Here is a 17,462-nt window from a genome sequence, read left to right as displayed (position 1 = left end):
CGCAAGTTTTGGGGCAAGTGTCTGAAAAAAAAGTAATCTTGGGTGGCTTGTCGATCGATCGCACAGTCTGGTGGCCTCAGGAAAGCAGCCGTTATTGCCGCTTTGCGCGGCGCGACAGCGCCGCCGGGCGCGCCAAGCCCATCACATCGTCGTCATCGGAGAACGCGATGGCGCAAAATTGCGCGCTGCCTTGAATCATTTCCGAGATCGCGCGCGAATGCATACAGAGGGCTGGGAGCACGCCTCCCACGCACGAATTTTGGTCAATGCACGAGAGGGTTATCGCGTCGTTAAAAATCGGCCGGCCGCGCGTAGGGAACTGCGACTTTCGGACAATATTTCGGCCGAAGGACTGTTTCTTAACCCTGACGCAGCGTTGCGTTATAAGGATGACAGCATGAGTCCCCGCCGCCTCGCCCCTCTCCTGCTTGTCATGACGTTCCTGACCGCCGGCGCCGCGCTGGCCCAGGACAAGGGCAGCGTTAACCCAAAACCGCTACCGCCGCTCGCCAACCCAAACGATCCCAGCATCGGCGCCAAGGAGCTGTTCGCGCGAAAGCTGCTGCCGTCGAAGGGAACGGCTCATGTCATCGGCTCCTACACCAAGGGCTGTATCGGCGGCGCCATGCAGATGCCGCTCAACGGCGACAATTGGCAGGTGATGCGGCTGTCGCGTAACCGCAATTACGGTCATCCCGACATGATCGCGCTGATCAAGCGGCTCGCGGCCAGGGCGCATAAGGACGCGGGATGGCCGGGCATTCTGGTCGGCGACATCGCCCAGCCGCGCGGCGGGCCGGCACTGTCAGGCCATGCCAGCCATCAAATTGGCCTGGATGCCGACATCTGGCTGACACCGATGCCGGACCGTCGTTTGTCACGCGAGGAGCGCGAGGACATATCGGCGGTGATGATGGTGCGCCCGGACCGGCTCGACATCGACCCCAAGGTGTTCACGCCTGCCCACGTGCTGGTGCTGCGCGACGCGGCGCAGGAGCCGGCGGTGCAGCGCATCTTCGTCAATCCCGCGATCAAGAAGGCACTGTGCCGCGAGGCCAAGGGCGACCGCTCCTGGCTGTCGAAAATCCGGCCGTGGTGGGGCCACGACTATCACTTCCACATCCGCATGCGCTGCCCGGCGGGCTCGAGCGAATGCGAAGGCCAGTCGTCGCAATCCGAGGACGAAGGCTGCAAGCCGTCCGACCTCGCCTACTGGTTCAGCGACGCCGTGCTGCACCCGAAGCCTCCGCCGGAGCCGCCGAAGCCAAAGCCGCCGATGACGCTGGCGCAGATGCCGGCGGCCTGCAAAGCGGTGCTGCACGCAGGCGATGCGAAGCAATAGGCGGCTGGCTGGGCAAGCTGCCGCCTCACCCACCGCTGTCGTCCCGGGGCGCGCGAAGCGCGAGCCCGGGATCCATAACCACAGGGAGCGGTGGTTGAGCGAAGCGGTAACTCCGAGTCTTCGTCAAATTCCTCCCTGGGGCTATGGATCCCGGATCTGCGCTCCGCTTCGCTGCGCTTGTCCGGGATGACAGAGTCATTACTGGCTCCCATCCTCTGAAATGCGCTAGGATGGCCTTGCCGCTCTGCCGTAAGCCGAGCGGCCCTGTCGGGACGCGCATCCCGCCTTTCAGCAATGACCGCAAGCCCCGCATCGTTCGTGTGGCCAACGATGAGATTTGACATGCGCGTCCTCACCGTCCTCGCTGCGCTTTCGCTCAGTGCGACCTCCGCTCTGGCTGCCGAAGAGCCCAGCGGCTGCGACAAGTTCAAATGGCCGATCGAGCGTGAGCGCGCCGCGCTCACCGCGCCGGACCGTGCCAGGCTCGCCACGGGAAGCGAACAGGCGGCGCTGCCGTCGTCGGCCATCACGCTGGGGCTGGTTGCCCCCGCGGACGCGAAGCTGCCGACGCCGCCGGAAAGGGCGCCGAAGGACGGCACCTTCGCGGGCTTCACCAGCATCAAGGCGCCGAAGGCCGGGCTCTACACCGTCAGCCTGTCCTCCGGGGCCTGGGTGGACGTGGTCCAGGACGGGCACTTCCTCAAGCCCGTGGCCTTCAGCGGCGCGACCGATTGCGACGGCATCCGCAAGACCATGAAATACGAGCTGTCGGCGCAGCCTTTCGTGCTCCAGGTCAGCGGCGCCAAGGACAATTCGCTGTCGATCGCGATCCTGCCGGCACAATAAGTCGCTTGGTTGGACAAACGGCCGCCTTTGACCTGAAGGCTTAGCCTGCTATCTTCGCACCTGCGATATCCCCGCCGGCCGTAAGCCGTTGCGGGGACACGTGGAACAGCGCTTCCGCCCGTCGCACGCCAACCCACCCAACGCCAGATTTGCGCGTGCATTCGCGCGCGCGAACTCGCACGGAGCGCACTCCATGATTCGTATTGCCGGACTTTTCACCGCTTTCGTCCTCTTCGCGAGCGCGAGCCTTTCGCCTGCCGCCGCCGAGGACAAGACCATCACCGTATTCGCCGCCGCCTCGATGAAGAACGCGCTCGACGAGATCGACGCCGCCTACACCGCCAAGACCGGCGTCAAGTTCAGCGTCAGCTATGCCGCAAGCTCGGTGCTCGCCAAGCAGATCGAGCAGGGCGCGCCGGCCGACGTGTTCGTCTCCGCCGACACCGACTGGATGGACTACGCCATCTCGAAGAAGACCATCAACGAGCCGACCCGCGTCAATCTGCTCGGCAACAGCATCGTGCTGATCGCGCCGAAGGACTCCAAGATCGACAACGTCACGATCGCGCAAGGCTTTGACCTCGCCAAGCTCGCGGGCGACGGCAAGATCGCGACCGGCGACGTCAAGTCGGTGCCGGTCGGCAAATACGCCAAGGCGGCGCTGGAGAAGCTGGGCGCCTGGCAGGCGGGGGAGCCGAAATTCGCCATGGCCGAGAGCGTGCGCGCCGCGCTGACGCTGGTGGCACGTGGTGAGGCCAATCTCGGCATCGTCTATTCGACCGATGCCAAGGTCGAGCCCGGCGTGAAGGTCGTCGGCACCTTCCCGGCGGACTCCCATCCCGCGATCATCTATCCGGTTGCAGCAACGACCACCGCAAAGGCCGAGACCAACGACTATCTCGCCTTCCTGCGCTCGACCACTGCCAAGACCATCTTGGAAAAATACGGCTTCAAGTTCCTGGTCAGTCCCACGACTTAATTTTGCAACCTGATTTTTCGTGATCGAGATCTCTCCCGCCGAATGGACGGCGATCCTGCTCTCGCTCAGGGTCGCCGTCATCGCTACGCTGGTCGCAACCCCGTTCGGCATTGCGCTGGCATGGCTGCTTGCCCGCCATGACTTCTGGGGCAAATCGGTGCTCGATGCGCTCGTGCATCTGCCGCTGGTGCTGCCGCCTGTCGTTACGGGCTATCTCCTGCTCCTCACCTTTGGTCGCAAGGGACTCGTCGGCGGATTTCTGGCCGACTATCTCGGTATCGTCTTCGCGTTTCGCTGGACCGGGGCGGCGCTCGCCTGCGGCCTGATGTCGTTTCCGCTGCTGGTGCGCCCAATGCGGCTGTCGATCGAGGCGATCGATCGCCGGCTCGAGCAGGCGGCTGAGACGCTGGGAGCGGCGCCCTGGAAAGTGTTCTTCACGGTGACGCTACCCCTGGCGCTGCCCGGCGTGCTCGCCGGCATGGTGCTGGGCTTTGCCAAGGCGATCGGCGAGTTCGGCGCGACCATCACCTTCGTCTCCAACATTCCCGGCGAAACCCAGACGATTTCCTCGGCGATCTACTCGCTGATCCAGACGCCCGATGGCGACGCGGCCGCAGGACGACTCGTGATCATCTCGATCGTGCTCGCGCTCGGCGCGCTGATCGCCGCCGAATGGTTCGCCCGCCGCGCCACACAGCGCTTGCACGGGAACTGACCATGCTGCGCGTCGACATCGAAAAACAACTCGGCGAATTCTCGCTCTCCGCAACCTTCACCAGCGAAGGTCGCGTCATCGGCCTGTTCGGCGCGTCGGGCGCCGGCAAGAGCTCGCTGGTCAACATGATCGCGGGCTTGCTGCGGCCCGACCGCGGCACCATCGTGATCGACGGCGAGACCGTGGACGACACTGCGGCCGGGATCCATGTCCCGACCTGGCGCCGCCGCATCGGCTATGTGTTCCAGGACGCGCGGTTGTTTCCGCATCTCAACGTCGCGCAAAATCTCGACTATGGAAGGCGGATGAACGGCCTCACGCCCGATCCTGCCCAGCACAAGCGCATCATCGAGCTACTCGACATCGGCGCGCTCCTTGATCGCCGTCCAGGAAAGCTCTCCGGCGGCGAACGCCAGCGCGTCGCGCTCGGGCGCGCGCTGCTGTCGAGGCCGCGCCTGCTGCTGCTCGACGAACCGCTCGGCGCGCTCGACGAGGGCCGCAAGCTGGAGATCCTGCCGTATCTGGTACGGCTGCGCGACGAGGCCAATGTCCCCATGGTCTATGTCAGCCACGACGCCGCCGAGCTGCGCCAGCTCGCGACGCAGATCGTGATGCTGAAGCAGGGGCGGGTGACGTCGTTCGGCGGGGTGAAGGTGTTGACGTGAGGGGTTGAGGCCCCTCCCCGTCATTGCGAGCGTAGCGAAGCAATCCAGAGTCTTTTCGCGGAGGCAGGCTGGATTGCTTCGCTGCGCTCGCAATGACGAGCTTGCGGCCGCTCCGTCCCGCCAAACTGAAAACGGAGAGCGCGGCGCTACACCCCCGCCACCGACGTCCACAAATCCGCGAGCTTGCGCCGCAGCGCTTGCCGGCGCGTCAGCGGCGCGGGCGTTTCCTCGTCCTCCGGCAGACGCAGGCCGACGACGTTGACGCGGCCGCCGGAGATGCTGCGCGCGACCAGCACGATCTCGTCCAGCGGCAGCTCGGCGCCCTCCTTCGGCGCGCGGTCGAGATGGACGTCGAAATAGTCGGCGAGGGTCAGCTTGCCGTCATCCTCGCCGACCTTCACGCCGTAGATCTCGGCAAGCTCGGCCAGCGTGTGCTCGCCGGAGACCATGAAGTCGCCGAGCAGATGCGGATCCGGCGCCGAGCTCGGCTGCATGTCGACGAAGAAGCGGTCGAGCGACTCGGCCTTTTCCGGCGGGGCCAGCAGGTAGATGTAGTCGCCGGGCGCGATCGGCTCGGCTTCCGTCGGGGTCAAGATGTTCTCATTGCGGATGACCAGCGTCGGCTTGGACCAGGACGGGATCAGACCGCGGCGGAAATACAGGCTCTTGGGCCGCACCGGATAGCCGACGAGCTGCTGCTCGAGCTGGCCGGGCAGATCCAGCTCGACACGGCGCGGACCACGCTCGGCGCGCGGCAGCGCCACGTGCAGCTTGCGCGCGGCGGGCGCCAGCGTCCAGCCTTGCAGCAGGAGCGAGATGATGACGACGACGAAGGCGACGTCGAAATAGAGATAGGCCTTCGACAGGCCGACCAGCATCGGGATCGACGCCAGGAAGATCGCGACCGCGCCGCGCAGGCCGGTCCAGGCGATGAAGATCTTCTCGCGCCAGTTGAAGCGGAACGGCGCCAGGCACACGAACACCGCGATCGGCCGCGCGACCAGCATCAGGACGAACGCAACCCCGACCGCCGGCAGCACGCTCGTGCCGAGCCGGCTCGGCGAAACCAGCAGGCCCAGCAGCACGAACATCACGATCTGCGCCAGCCACGTCGCGGCATCCAGGAATGCCACCACGGAATTATGCGCGCGGGTCGGGCGGTTGCCGATGATGATGCCGGCGAGATAGACCGCGAGGAATCCGGAGGCGTGCATGATCTGCGAGCCGCCGAAGATCACGAGCGCCGCGGTCGTGACAAACGGCGCATGCAGGCCCTGCGGCAGCGCAACCCGGTTGAGCGCGACGACGACGAGACGTCCCCCGAGGAAGCCGACGACGGCGCCCAGCACCGCCTCCTGGATGAACTCCATCGCCACATGGCCCGCCGAGCTCGATCCCAGCGAGATGTATTCGACCAGCATCAGGGTGAGGAAGATCGCGAAGGGATCGTTGGTGCCGGATTCGGCCTCCAGCGTCGCACCGACGCGCGGGCGCAGGCGCAGGCCCTGGGTGTGCACCAGCAGGAACACCGCGGCCGCGTCGGTCGAGGCCACGACGGCACCGACCAGCAGCGATTCCGTCCAGTTGAGGTCGAGCGCGTATTTGGCGAACGGCGCCGTGATCAGCGCGGTCAGAAGCACCCCGACGGTCGCGAGCACGACGGACGGCGCGAGCACCGTGCGGATGCTGGCAAAGCGCGTCTTCAGGCCGCCGTCGAACAGGATCAGGGCGAGCGCCACCGAGCCGACCAGATAGGTGGTGCGGACATCGTCGAACTGAAGCTGCCCGGGGCCGGAATCGCCTGCGAGCATGCCGATGGCGAGGAAGACGAGCAGCAGGGGCGCGCCGAAGCGCAGAGCAAGCAGGCTCGACAGGATACCGGCCATGACGAGGACGGCGCCGAGCAATATGGCGAGGCTGACAGAGTCGAGGGAAGCCATCCACCTTCCGGGTACAAATCGCTGGAATTGCATCCTTATCGTCGGCAGACTCCCACGCCAACCCATTTTCTCCCACTCGCGGCAATCTGCCCGTATTTTGCGGCCTTAACGCGCTTCACTTAGCGGTGTATCGATGGCCCGGCGGCGCCCTTTGTGGAATTCTGCGCCGCCCTCGAATCAAATCCTCCCGCCTGCTTGCCGACGAGACCGATGGACATGGACCTCAAAGACTTCATGGAGTTCGTGCAGACCACCGCGCGCAGCGTCGGGGCGGAAATCTCCTCGCCCTGGTTCTACCTGCAATTCGGCCTGATCCTGGCCGCGGCCGGCATCGCCTATGCCGCGGAAGCCGGGGTTCGCAACCGCATCGACATGACATCGCTGGCGATACACTGGCCGCTGCCGCTCCGGCACTTCGCCCGGGTGATGGTCTCGAGCGCCTCGACGGCGGTGTTCACCCTGATGGTGATCCTCTCCCGCGTGGTGATGTATCACGCGACCTGGCCGAGCCGCAGCTATCTCCTGATGGTCGCCGCCAAGCTGGGACTGGCCTGGCTTGCGATCCGGCTCGTGACCTCGGTGCTGCGCAACGCCTTCATCGTCAAGCTGGTGTCGATCTCGGCGTGGTTCGTCGCGGCGCTGTCCATCATCGGACAGCTCGACACGACGGTCGATCTGCTCGATTCCTTTGCGATCGTGCTCGGCGGCCTGCGGCTGACGCCGCTGCTGGTGATCAAGGCCGGCGCGCTCCTGCTCATCGCGCTCTGGGCCACCAACATCGCCAGCAATTTCGCCGAGAGCCGGATCAACTCGACCACCGATCTGACCCCGTCGGTGCAGGTGCTGCTGGTCAAGATCATCCGGATCGGGCTGCTGGCCATCGCAATCGTCATCGCGCTCGGCGCGGTCGGTATCGATCTCTCGGCGCTCGCGGTGTTCTCCGGCGCGGTCGGCGTCGGCATCGGTATCGGCCTACAGAAGATCGTCGCCAACTTCATCTCGGGCATCATCCTGCTTGCGGACAAGTCGGTGAAGCCGGGCGACCTCGTCACCATCGGCGACAATACCGGGCGCATCAGCGCGATGAAGACGCGCTATATTTCCGTCGCCGCCGGCGATGGCCGCGAATTCCTGGTGCCGAACGAGGACCTGGTGACGCAGAAGGTCGTCAACTGGACCTATACCGACAAGAACACGCTGGTGAAGATCGCCTTCGGCACCAATTACGACGCCGACCCGCGGCTGGTTTGCAAGCTCGCCGCGGAGACCGCGGCCGCCCATCCCCGCGCGCAGAAGGGCAAGCCGCCGAACAGCATCCTGACCGAGTTCGCGGAAGCCGGGATGAAGTTCTCGCTGACCTTCTGGATCGCGGACCCCGACGGCATGGATGGCGTCAAGAGCGACGTGATGCTGGCGCTCTGGGAGGCCTTCAAGCGCGAGGGCATCCGGGTTCCCTATCCCGTCCGCGAGATTCGCGTCCGGGGCGGCGCTCTGCCGGTGGAAACCACCGTAGAAGTCCCGAATTAGGCCCTGTTTCGGGCGCAAGAGCCACGCCTGACTTGCATGAGGGCCCGTGATCATTAGATTATGGCCCTGAAATCAAGCCCTTCCGCCGACACCGAGACCAGCCCCGCATGAGCTACGTCGAAGCCTCCGATACCTCCCTGCGCAAGACCGGACAGATCAAGCTGCACGGGCCGAGCGCTTTTGCCGGCATGCACAAGGCGGGCGCGCTGGTGGCGAAGTGCCTCGACGAGCTCACCGACATCGTCGGGCCCGGCGTGCCGACCGAGCGCATCGACCAGTTCGTCCGCGACTTCGCTTTCAGCCACGGCGCCTATCCGGCGACGCTGATGTATCGCGGCTACCGCTACTCGACCTGCACCTCGCTCAACCACGTGGTCTGCCACGGCATGCCCGGCGACCGTCCGTTGAAGGAAGGCGACATCGTCAACATCGACGTCACCTTCATCGTCGACGGCTGGTACGGCGATTCCAGCCGGATGTATGCGGTCGGCCCGATCGCCCGCAAGGCCGAGCGGCTGATCGAGGTGACGTATGAGGCGATGATGCGCGGCATCGCCGCGGTCAAGCCGGGCGCCACCACCGGCGACATCGGCCACGCCATCCAGAGCTTCGTCGAGCCGCAGGGCATGAGCGTGGTGCGCGATTTCTGCGGCCACGGCCTGGGGCGCATGTTCCACGACGAGCCGAACATCATCCATATCGGCCGGCCCGGCGAAGGCGTTCAGCTCAAGCCCGGCATGTTCTTCACCATCGAGCCGATGATCAATCTCGGCAAGCCGCACGTGAAGATCCTCTCCGACGGCTGGACCGCGGTGACCCGCGACCGCTCGCTGTCGGCACAGTTCGAGCACTCCGTCGGGGTGACCGCGACGGGCGTCGAGATCTTCACGCTGTCGAAGCGGCACGGCGAGACGCAGATCGGGTGATGGCCCGGCAGGACCGCGATGCGATCCTGCCATCCTGTTCGCCGGCGACGATCCGTCGTCAGAGGCGGACCTCTTACAGCACGTAGCCACCATCGATGGTGAGGCTGGCGCCGGTCATATAGCCGGATTCCGGGCCCGCCAGATATGACACCAGCGCGGCGATCTCGCCGGGCTCACCGACGCGCTTCAACGGAACGATCTCTTTCAGCCGCGACACCATCGTGGCCGTCATGTCGGTCTCGGTCGGGCCCGGCTGGACGTTGTTGACCGTGATCCGGCGAGGCGCCAGGTCGAGCGCAACGCCGCGGACCAAGGAGGCAACGGCGGCCTTGGTCATGGCATAGACGCTGCCTCCCGGCGTCCCTGTCCGGATCGCCGTGTTGCTCCCGATCGTGATGATGCGGCCGCCGTCACGCATCTGCCCGGCTGCCGCCTGGATGGCCAGAAAGACGCCGCGGATATTCACATCGAGAATGAGGTCGAGGTCTTCCAGGCTGAACTGCTCGACGGGACCGAGGCGGAGAATGCCCGCGTTGACGACGACCGCATCAAGCACCCCAAGCCGGCTCACGGTCTCGGCGACGGCCGCGCGGATCGCGGCGGGATCGGCGCTATCGGCCTTGATCGCGACGGCCTTGCGGCCAGCGCTCTCGATCGCGGCCACGATTTCGGCGGCACTGTCCGGTCGCGACACGTAGGTCAGCGCGATATCGAACCCGTCCCGTGCGAGACGGACCGCGATCGCGGCGCCAATGCCGCGCGCTCCACCAAACACCAACGCGACTTTGCTGCTCATTTGCTCTCTCCTTATTTTGAACGATCGTTCCAGATTTAACCAAAAAAATTACCCAAGGGCGCGCAATGCGATGGCGCCGAGCGCCCGTAATTGGCGCGGCCTGGCGCCACCGCGCGCGGCGATTCGAATACCGGCAACATTCGCCAGCAGAAACTCGGCTGCGTCGTCGGCGTCGAGATCCCGCGCCACGTCGCCGTCGGCCTGCGCTTCGCGCAAGCGTTTCGAAACGGCGCCCTGGAGCGCGCGGCCTGACGCCGCATGGATGCTGGTGAGGTCATCCCGCGAGCGGCCGAACTCGCTGATCGAGCCGATGCCCAGGCAAGCCTCGTTCGCGTCGCGAACGACGCGGTCGATCATCGCCCTGAGGCCGTCAATCGCGCGCGGCGGCGCCCGCAGCGCGGCAAGATGGGCTTCGACCTCGCTGGCCGCGTAGCGGCGCACCGCGGCGCAATAGAGTTGCCATTTGTCGCCAAACGTATCGTAGATGCTCTGGCGGCCGATCCCCATGGCGTCAACAAGCATCGGCGTCGAGGTTCCCTCGAAACCGTGCTCGCGAAACGCACCGATCGCGGCATCGAGCGCCTCGTCCTGATCGAATTCCTTGGTCCTTGCCATGACACGACAATAGTTATTCTGGAACGAATAGTCAATTATAAAATGCGGCGGCATTGCGCGCGACATGGCGGGAAGCAGATCGGGTGATGCCTGGCTCGGCGGCCTAGTGGCGACGCCGGAATGACGACGGCGGCCGCTTGTAGGTCGCGACAAATGCATCGTTGAATCTGCGAACGCTGCCGAAACCGGCGGCGAAGGCGATCTCCGCCAATGTCATGCTGGTCTGGTCGATCAGACGCTTGGCTTCCTGCACACGGCGGGTCGTGGCGATCTCGCTCGGGCTCGCACCGGCGTGGCGCATGAACAGGCGGAGCAGATGGCGCGGCCCGACTCCCAGGACTTCCGCAAGGTCCATCATCGACGCGCGATCCAGGAATCCGTCATTGATCAGGCGCATCCCGCGCGCGACGGTGGTAGCCGTTCCCATCCAGGCCGGCGATCCCGGCGCGGTTTCCGGCCGGCAGCGCAGGCACGGGCGAAAGCCGGCGCGCTCGGCGGCAGCGGCGGTCGCATAAAAGGTGACGTTCTCGGAGCGCGCCGGGCGAACCGGGCAGACCGGCCGGCAGTAGATCCTCGTCGAGCGAACGCCGGAGAAGAACAGCCCGTCGAACGCGCGTGCCCGCGCCAGCCGCGCCCGATCGCAGGTGTCCCAGTCGAGATGCGGCGGCAGCGTTTGCCGATGTGCCGAGCCTGTTGCCATGGCGGAAGAATAGTTTCATCGCAGCCCGCCGAGTAGCTGGAATCGGACTCGATCGGGCGATGAGGTCCGAATCCAGCCAGCCTGCGCCACCACGCCGGATCATGGTCCCGGTCCATCCCGGAGCAGATTCGCAATGCACACGCAGGCGCAACAAACGACGTCAGGACAAACCACGCTCACGTTCGAGATCGGGCTCCTGCTCCTCCTCTCACTGATCTGGGGCAGCTCGTTCACGCTGATCAAGGTCGCAATCCCGACGATCCCGCCATTCACGATGGTCGCCGCGCGCGTGACGATCGCGGCCATTCTCCTGATCGCGATCGCTCGCGCTCGGGGACACGCTTTTCCCGGTCGAGGACCGATGTGGGGGGCGTTCTTCGTGCAGGGGCTGCTGCAAAGCGCGCTGCCGTTTACCCTGATCAGCTGGGGCGAGCTGCATATCGCAAGCGGTCTCGCTGGCGTGCTCAATGCGACCCCGCCGATGTTCGTGCTCGCGATCGCGATGATGACCGGACGCGGGCGGCAGGCGATCAGCAGCCGGAAGATCATCGGCGTCGCGCTCGGTCTTGCGGGTGTCGCGGTCACGATCGGCATCGATGCGCTGTCCTCCTTGGGTACGACGGCCCCGCTGGCGCAGGCCGCAGTGCTCGGCGCAAGCCTCTGCTATGCGCTCGCACCGATATGGGGGCAGCGGTTCTCCGGCTTTCCCGCCACCGTCACGGCGGCCGGCGCCATGAGCTGTGCCGCGATCCTCATGATCCCTGCCGCACTCGTCCTCGAGCGACCCTGGACGCTGGCACCGACTTCGCAGGCGGTCGCGGCCGTCGTCGGCCTCGCGGAGGTCTGCACGGCGCTCGCGATGGTGATCTATTTCCGCTTGATCCGCACGCTCGGCCCACTCGGCACGACCAGCGGCAGCTATCTGCGCGCCGGCTTCGCGGTGGCGCTCGGCACGGCATGGCTCGGCGAACGCTTCACCTGGTCGGCCCTTGCAGGCATGACGCTCATTCTCGCCGGGGTCATCGCCATCACGATGCCCCTGCCGGCGCGGCAGCGTGGTCTCGAACAGTGAGAGCGTCAGCGGGGCGGTCTCTTGGACCGCCCCCGAGCCGCCGTTACAGATCAGGCATGATTGACCTCGACGACCTCGCACAGGATCGTCTCGGCCTTCGACAGCGCCGCAAGGCGCTGGATGTACGGCGCAAATCGCGGATCCCGGCGAAAATTCTCGATGTCCCCCGCGCTTGCCCATTGCGAGTAGTTGATCGCGCGCCGGCCCTCCTTGCTGGCGTGGATGCTGGACGAGATGAACCCGGGCTGCTTGCTGAAGAAGGTCTCGGTGCCCTCCTTCAGCAGCTGAACCAGCTTTTGATGGTTGTCCGGCTCGACCGTGAAGACGTTGACGAGGGTCGTGACGTCGCTGCCGGTGCGAATGGTCGCTTCCATTTTCGAACTCCTGTTCTGGCTGCGGGACGGCGCCGATTGCGCGGCGAGCAAGACACCGGCTCCGAGGCCGGTGGCAACGAAGGCACGACGCGACGGCTCAGGTCTGGTCCGGGACATTGATATTCTCCTGTTGCGGAAGATCGGCTGGCCACTCGACCGGCCAACAGCGCTGAGACGAACGAGGCAGGAGAGCGAAGACAGCTGGTGTGAAATTTTTTTCCGACGGCTCAGTCGCCCCGAGCGTAGACGGCGCCGGGAATCCGGGCCGGCAACATCCTGACCGGCTCCCCGCGTTGCCGATGTGCGCGAACTCTGCTACCCGGAGCGCGCCGAAAAAGGCATGGCCGGATTGGTAAGCCCGGCCTGTTCCTGACTTGCCAGGAATTCTGCCACCGTCTCCACGGTAGGACCCACGGCCGGACAGAGTGACGCGATCGTCACGCTGCTCGGCGGGTCATGTCGTCGTGTCAACTCGGCCGCCGCTCAGTGTGGAATCTCGTTCCGTCCGTTCCTTCACCTGAACGGAGAGCACCTATGCGACTGCAACATCTCAACCTCGCGACCTCGGACGTCACCGCGCTTGCCGCCTTCTTCGAGCGCTTCTTCGGCTTTGCACCCTATGCCTCGCGCGGCGAGGCCCTCGTCGTCCTGCGCAACAAGGAGGATTTCATCCTGACCGTGATGCGCGGCAGGACGGGCGAGCCGGCCGACTATCCCGCCAATTTCCATATCGGCTTCTACTACGACGAGGCAGCCGAGGTGGAAGCCAAGCACGCCGAGCTAAAGGCCGCGGGCCTGAACCCGAGCAGGATCGCCTTCATGGACCGTGGCGGCGGCGCGCGCGTCCCGCACTTCTATGTCACCGCGCCGGGCCATGTCCTGGTCGAGGTCTGCACCCCGCCGGGAGGCCTTTCGCCCTAGGCGGACGACGAGCCCCCGGTGGCCGCGCCAATGAGCGAGCCGCCGGGGCCGGACACTTCCCGGTTGCAAAACGCGCGCCATACGGCATGGTTAGGCCTGATGCCCGCCAAGACCGACCACGACAAGAGCAAGCCCGAGGACACGCCGCACTATCACGGCCATCGCGAACGGCTGCGCGAGCGCTTCTACAGCGTGGGCGCAGATGCGCTCAGCGACTACGAGCTGCTGGAGATGGCGCTGTTTCCGGCGCTGCCGCGGCGCGACACCAAACCGCTGGCAAAGACGCTGATCAAGACCTTCGGCTCGTTCGCCGAGGTCGTCCATGCCCCGGTGGCGCGTCTGCGCGAGGTCGACGGCATCGGCGAAGCCGCGATCCACCAGCTCAAGCTGATCGCGGCGGCAACGCATCGCGTCGCCAAGGGCGAGGTCAACAGCCGCAACGCGCTGTCGTCCTGGAACGAAGTGATCGATTATTGCCGCTCCAGCATGGCCTTTGCCGACAAGGAGCAATTCCGCCTGCTCTTCCTCGACAAGCGCAACCAGCTGATCGCCGACGAGGTGCAGCAGACCGGCACCGTCGACCACACCCCGGTCTATCCACGCGAGGTGATCAAGCGCGCACTGGAGCTGTCGGCGACCGCACTGATCCTGGTGCACAACCACCCCTCGGGCGATCCCTCGCCTTCGCAGGCCGACATCCAGATGACCAAGGCCATCATCGACATCGCAAAACCGCTCGGTATCGCCGTGCACGACCACATCATCGTCGGCAAACAAGGTCACGCCAGTCTGAAGGGACTGAAGCTGATCTAAACGACGTCGCCTCTTGGGGGCTAAAGCGGACCTTACCGCGAACCTCGCAAAACGACGCGATTGCCCCAGAGCAGTCATTAATCCCGCTGGCAACTCGAGGTTGTCCAGAGAGCAGGGCGTGGATCCGTTGGATCAGCATTGTTGTCCCATGCGTGACTCGTAAGCGACAGCGGTCGGGATAATGGATTGCTGCCGCGATCGCCACAGATGCGGCGTCTTCGCACAACAATTCTGGTGCTCGTTGCCTTTCGCGATCGCGTGTGATCGGGCGCAACAAAATGGAACTGCGCAAGCCTTTGCGATTACTTGCCGGTCAGGCGCCGCGTCGGCACCCTCTGCGAGCACGGGTGCTTTCCGTTGTTCTGCCTTGCGTGATTATCATCGCCGCACCGCAAGCGGCCCGCGCTCAATGTACAACTGATCCCGTCAACGGCGGCATCCTTCAGAACGGCGGAACCTGCGTAGCCAATAATCCGGTGAGCGCCGGTTTCAACATCGCGGTCAGCGCGTTGAACGGCGCAAACGTGACGACCAATGGCACGGTGACGGCCAATGGTGGTGGAACAGGAATCCAGGCCACCACCAACGCCACGGTCACCGCAAACGCAAATGTAACCGCCGCCAGCACTGGCCTGATTGCGAACACCGGCGGCACGATCATCATTAATGCGATCACCCTGGCGAATTCTGGCGGCGGCGGCGCGGCCATGATCGCCACCACCGGAACGATCATCGCGAATAGCACGACCGTGAATTGGAACGGCGGCGCCGCGGTCGGGGTGGGCGGGGTAGTGCAGGCCACGGCGGGAGGTCTGATTCAATTCACACCTGGCTCGTCGATCAATCTCAGCGGTGGCTTCGGCAAGTTGATGACCGCCGACGGTGCGACAAGCCAAATCATCGCCAATGGTCTTTCCGTGAACATGGGTGCTTCGGGCGGCATGACCGCGGCTACGGCGCAGAACGGGGGGAGTATCCAGCTTGCGAGCGGCAGCAGCATCACGTTCGCCGGAGGCGGCGGGAATACCGGCTTATCGGCAACAGGGACCAACAGTTCGATCACGGCGACCGATCTGAGCTTGTCGGTAGGTAATGGCGGTGGTGATGTCGGTGTGAACGCCGCGTCCGGGGGCCAGGTGACGTTGACGCGCGGCTCCGTTACCGTTCCGGGCATTGGCGGCGGGGAGATAGGACTTCGGGCGACCGGGGCGAACAGCCTGGTTACCGCAAACGATGTGGTCGTCAGCGTGACGGGAGGCGGTGGAAACGCTGGAGTGAATGCGACGACTGGCGGCACCGTTACGACGAGTGGTGGCTCGGTGTCCGTCGTCAACGGCGCGGGCGGGCTGCTGCAGAACGGCGGCAACGTAACCATGACCGGAACCGACGTGACCGCGTCAGGAAATGGCGGCTTCGGCTTTCTGTTCAACGGTAGCGGAAACACGTTGCAGTACAGCAACGCCACCGTCGTGGCCAGCGCCGCCTCCTTCTCGGTGCAGGGCGGCGCGGCCAACATCAGTCTTAGTAATGCCGTCGCAGTAACAAATAACAACACCCTGCTCGAAACGGTGTCTGGAGCCAGCACGACGTTCAACGCACAGGCATCGACCTTGCGAGGGCTGATCACGACGGCGGCCGGCGGCATCAGCACAGTCACCCTTGCGCAGAATACCGTCTGGACGATGACGGGCAATTCGAACGCAACCAACCTGACCAACAACAGCAGTGAGATCATCTTCACCCCGCCGACCGCGGACCCCACACAACTGTCGAGCTACAAGACGCTGATTGCGAATAACTATGGGGGCGCAGGCGGCTCGATCACGCTCAATACTTTTCTCGGCAACGACACTTCGCCATCCGACAGGTTGGTCATTAACGGCGGCGCAGCGACGGGCTCGACAGCGCTCAGAGTATTGAACACGACCGGTCCCGGCGATCAGACCGTTGCGAACGGCATCCTTTTGGTGCAGACCGTCAATAACGCCACCACGGCGCCCGGCGCTTTCTCGCTCGCCGGCGAGGTGCGCGGCGGCGCTTATGATTACTTCCTGTTTCGCGGCGGCATTAACGGCAATGCGCCCCAGGATTGGTTTCTGCGCTCGACTTTCGATTCGGGGCCGACACCCCCGGACCCGCCGATTATCCCGCCGCCGATCCTGCCGCCCGATCCGCCTCCGGACGGGCTGCCGCCCGGCTCCTACCCAATCATCGGGCCTGGACTTGCAACCTACGGGTCCGTTCAACCTATGGCCCGGCAAATCGGCCTCGCCACGCTTGGTACGCTCAACCAGCGAGTAGGCGACACGATGACATTGTTGAATGCGGGTGCCGACCCCAATGGCTGGGGCCGGTCAGACTGGGCGCGCGTTTTCGGTCAGCAGATCAATGGCCACTACCAGGCCTTCGCCGACCCGCGCACCGATGGCTGGCTGGCGGGCTTCCAAGGCGGAATCGATCTCTGGCGCGGCAGCACCATCCCCGGTCACCGCGACTCTGCTGGACTTTACTTCGCCTATACCCAGGCGCGGGCCGACGTGACCGGGCTGGTCACAAACCCGGCCGCCACTGGCTACATGCTCACCCACACCGGGACCAACGACATCCAGGCTTACTCGGCCGGCGGCTACTGGACGCACTACGGTCCGACCGGCTGGTACCTCGACGCGATCCTGCAGGGGACGCTCTATCGCGGCAACGCGACGACGCAATTCACGCAATTGCCGCTCAAGGGCGCCGGCTTCGTTGCCTCGCTGGAGACGGGCTATCCAATCCCGCTACCGCTTGGCCCAGGCTTCGTGCTCGAGCCGCAGGCCCAGATTATCTGGCAACGGGTATCGTTCGACGAAGCCAATGACGGTCTGGGCCCGGTCGGGCTGGGCACGACCACGGGTCCGATCGGACGGCTCGGCCTGCGCGGGCAGTGGAACATTGCCAGCAGCAACGGGATGCTCTTGCAGCCTTATGCAGGCGTCAATTACTGGCGCAGCTGGGGCGCGGGAGCGGACACCACTTTTGGCATCGATCAAGTGCTGCTGCTGCAGAAGATGCAGACGGTCGAAACCTTCGTCGGCTTCACCGGCAAGCTCGACAAGAGCTACAGCGTCTATGCTCAATTCGGTTATCAATTCGAGGTCGGCAGCACGGTCAACGCGGGCCCGCAAGGCGCCAAAGGCACCGCGGGCATACGCTACAGCTGGTGAATAGGGTTCCATCAAGCTGCTTGCGATC

Annotated in this window: 16 protein-coding genes; 11 read left to right on the top strand and 5 right to left on the bottom strand. The window is 65.0% G+C overall.

Annotated features, from left to right (window positions below; all coding sequences use genetic code 11):
- Positions 1-397: 397 nt before the first annotated feature.
- From mepA to modC, 5 genes are all read left to right on the top strand, one after another.
- Positions 398-1,342 carry a penicillin-insensitive murein endopeptidase gene (gene mepA / locus ABIB95_RS32705; RefSeq protein WP_354245569.1) on the top strand — a complete coding sequence of 315 codons (945 nt, stop codon included), beginning with the start codon at positions 398-400 and terminating at the stop codon, positions 1,340-1,342.
- A gap of 342 nt (positions 1,343-1,684) precedes the next feature.
- Positions 1,685-2,188: a hypothetical protein gene (locus ABIB95_RS32700; RefSeq protein WP_354245567.1), complete on the top strand. Its 504-nt coding sequence runs from the start codon at positions 1,685-1,687 to the stop codon at positions 2,186-2,188.
- A 193-nt stretch (positions 2,189-2,381) separates the two neighbouring features.
- Positions 2,382-3,167, top strand: a complete 786-nt coding sequence (modA, locus tag ABIB95_RS32695) for a molybdate ABC transporter substrate-binding protein (protein ID WP_354245565.1) — start codon at positions 2,382-2,384, stop codon at positions 3,165-3,167.
- A gap of 19 nt (positions 3,168-3,186) precedes the next feature.
- Positions 3,187-3,882 (top strand): molybdate ABC transporter permease subunit, encoded by a 696-nt coding sequence (gene modB, locus ABIB95_RS32690; RefSeq protein ID WP_354245563.1) that lies wholly within the window; start codon positions 3,187-3,189, stop codon positions 3,880-3,882.
- A gap of 2 nt (positions 3,883-3,884) precedes the next feature.
- Positions 3,885-4,547, top strand: a complete 663-nt coding sequence (gene modC / locus ABIB95_RS32685) for a molybdenum ABC transporter ATP-binding protein (protein ID WP_166075700.1) — start codon at positions 3,885-3,887, stop codon at positions 4,545-4,547.
- Positions 4,548-4,693: 146 nt separating this feature from the next.
- Here the strand turns inward: modC and ABIB95_RS32680 are convergent, their stop codons facing one another.
- Entirely contained in the window at positions 4,694-6,487 is a 1,794-nt protein-coding gene (locus ABIB95_RS32680; RefSeq protein WP_166075672.1) for a potassium/proton antiporter, read from the bottom strand.
- 210 nt (positions 6,488-6,697) lie between these two features.
- Between ABIB95_RS32680 and ABIB95_RS32675 the strand changes: the two genes are divergently transcribed.
- Positions 6,698-8,014 carry a mechanosensitive ion channel family protein gene (locus ABIB95_RS32675; RefSeq protein ID WP_071916939.1) on the top strand — a complete coding sequence of 439 codons (1,317 nt, stop codon included), beginning with the start codon at positions 6,698-6,700 and terminating at the stop codon, positions 8,012-8,014.
- A gap of 107 nt (positions 8,015-8,121) precedes the next feature.
- Positions 8,122-8,940 carry a type I methionyl aminopeptidase gene (gene map, locus ABIB95_RS32670; protein ID WP_063980716.1) on the top strand — a complete coding sequence of 273 codons (819 nt, stop codon included), beginning with the start codon at positions 8,122-8,124 and terminating at the stop codon, positions 8,938-8,940.
- A 73-nt stretch (positions 8,941-9,013) separates the two neighbouring features.
- Here the strand turns inward: map and ABIB95_RS32665 are convergent, their stop codons facing one another.
- From ABIB95_RS32665 to ABIB95_RS32655, 3 genes are all read right to left on the bottom strand, one after another.
- Complete coding sequence (locus tag ABIB95_RS32665) at positions 9,014-9,736, bottom strand: 3-oxoacyl-ACP reductase family protein (RefSeq protein WP_354245558.1); 723 nt, start codon at positions 9,734-9,736, stop codon at positions 9,014-9,016.
- A 48-nt stretch (positions 9,737-9,784) separates the two neighbouring features.
- Positions 9,785-10,351, bottom strand: coding sequence for a TetR/AcrR family transcriptional regulator (locus ABIB95_RS32660; protein WP_085402664.1), 567 nt, complete (start codon positions 10,349-10,351; stop codon positions 9,785-9,787).
- Positions 10,352-10,454: 103 nt separating this feature from the next.
- A complete protein-coding gene (locus ABIB95_RS32655; protein WP_354245556.1) occupies positions 10,455-11,051 on the bottom strand; it encodes a bifunctional transcriptional activator/DNA repair enzyme AdaA in 597 nt (198 codons plus the stop codon).
- A 133-nt stretch (positions 11,052-11,184) separates the two neighbouring features.
- Between ABIB95_RS32655 and ABIB95_RS32650 the strand changes: the two genes are divergently transcribed.
- Positions 11,185-12,123: a DMT family transporter gene (locus ABIB95_RS32650; RefSeq protein ID WP_354245554.1), complete on the top strand. Its 939-nt coding sequence runs from the start codon at positions 11,185-11,187 to the stop codon at positions 12,121-12,123.
- Positions 12,124-12,173: 50 nt separating this feature from the next.
- Here ABIB95_RS32650 and ABIB95_RS32645 read toward each other — a convergent pair whose 3' ends face one another.
- On the bottom strand, positions 12,174-12,614 hold the full coding sequence (locus ABIB95_RS32645; RefSeq protein WP_354245551.1) for an antibiotic biosynthesis monooxygenase family protein: 441 nt from the start codon (positions 12,612-12,614) through the stop codon (positions 12,174-12,176).
- A gap of 417 nt (positions 12,615-13,031) precedes the next feature.
- On the opposite strand from ABIB95_RS32645, the gene ABIB95_RS32640 reads away from it, so the two are divergent.
- From ABIB95_RS32640 to ABIB95_RS32630, 3 genes are all read left to right on the top strand, one after another.
- A complete protein-coding gene (locus tag ABIB95_RS32640; RefSeq protein ID WP_354245548.1) occupies positions 13,032-13,418 on the top strand; it encodes a VOC family protein in 387 nt (128 codons plus the stop codon).
- A gap of 99 nt (positions 13,419-13,517) precedes the next feature.
- A complete protein-coding gene (gene radC, locus ABIB95_RS32635) occupies positions 13,518-14,231 on the top strand; it encodes a RadC family protein (RefSeq protein ID WP_354245546.1) in 714 nt (237 codons plus the stop codon).
- 278 nt (positions 14,232-14,509) lie between these two features.
- Complete coding sequence (locus tag ABIB95_RS32630; RefSeq protein WP_354245544.1) at positions 14,510-17,434, top strand: autotransporter family protein; 2,925 nt, start codon at positions 14,510-14,512, stop codon at positions 17,432-17,434.
- Positions 17,435-17,462 lie beyond the last annotated feature (28 nt).

This window comes from Bradyrhizobium sp. LA2.1 (genome assembly GCF_040547725.1).
In the GTDB taxonomy this organism is placed as follows: Bacteria; Pseudomonadota; Alphaproteobacteria; order Rhizobiales; family Xanthobacteraceae; genus Bradyrhizobium; species Bradyrhizobium barranii.
Note: the sequence above shows the minus strand (reverse complement) of the source record. Positions and strands in the feature narration are given on the sequence as shown.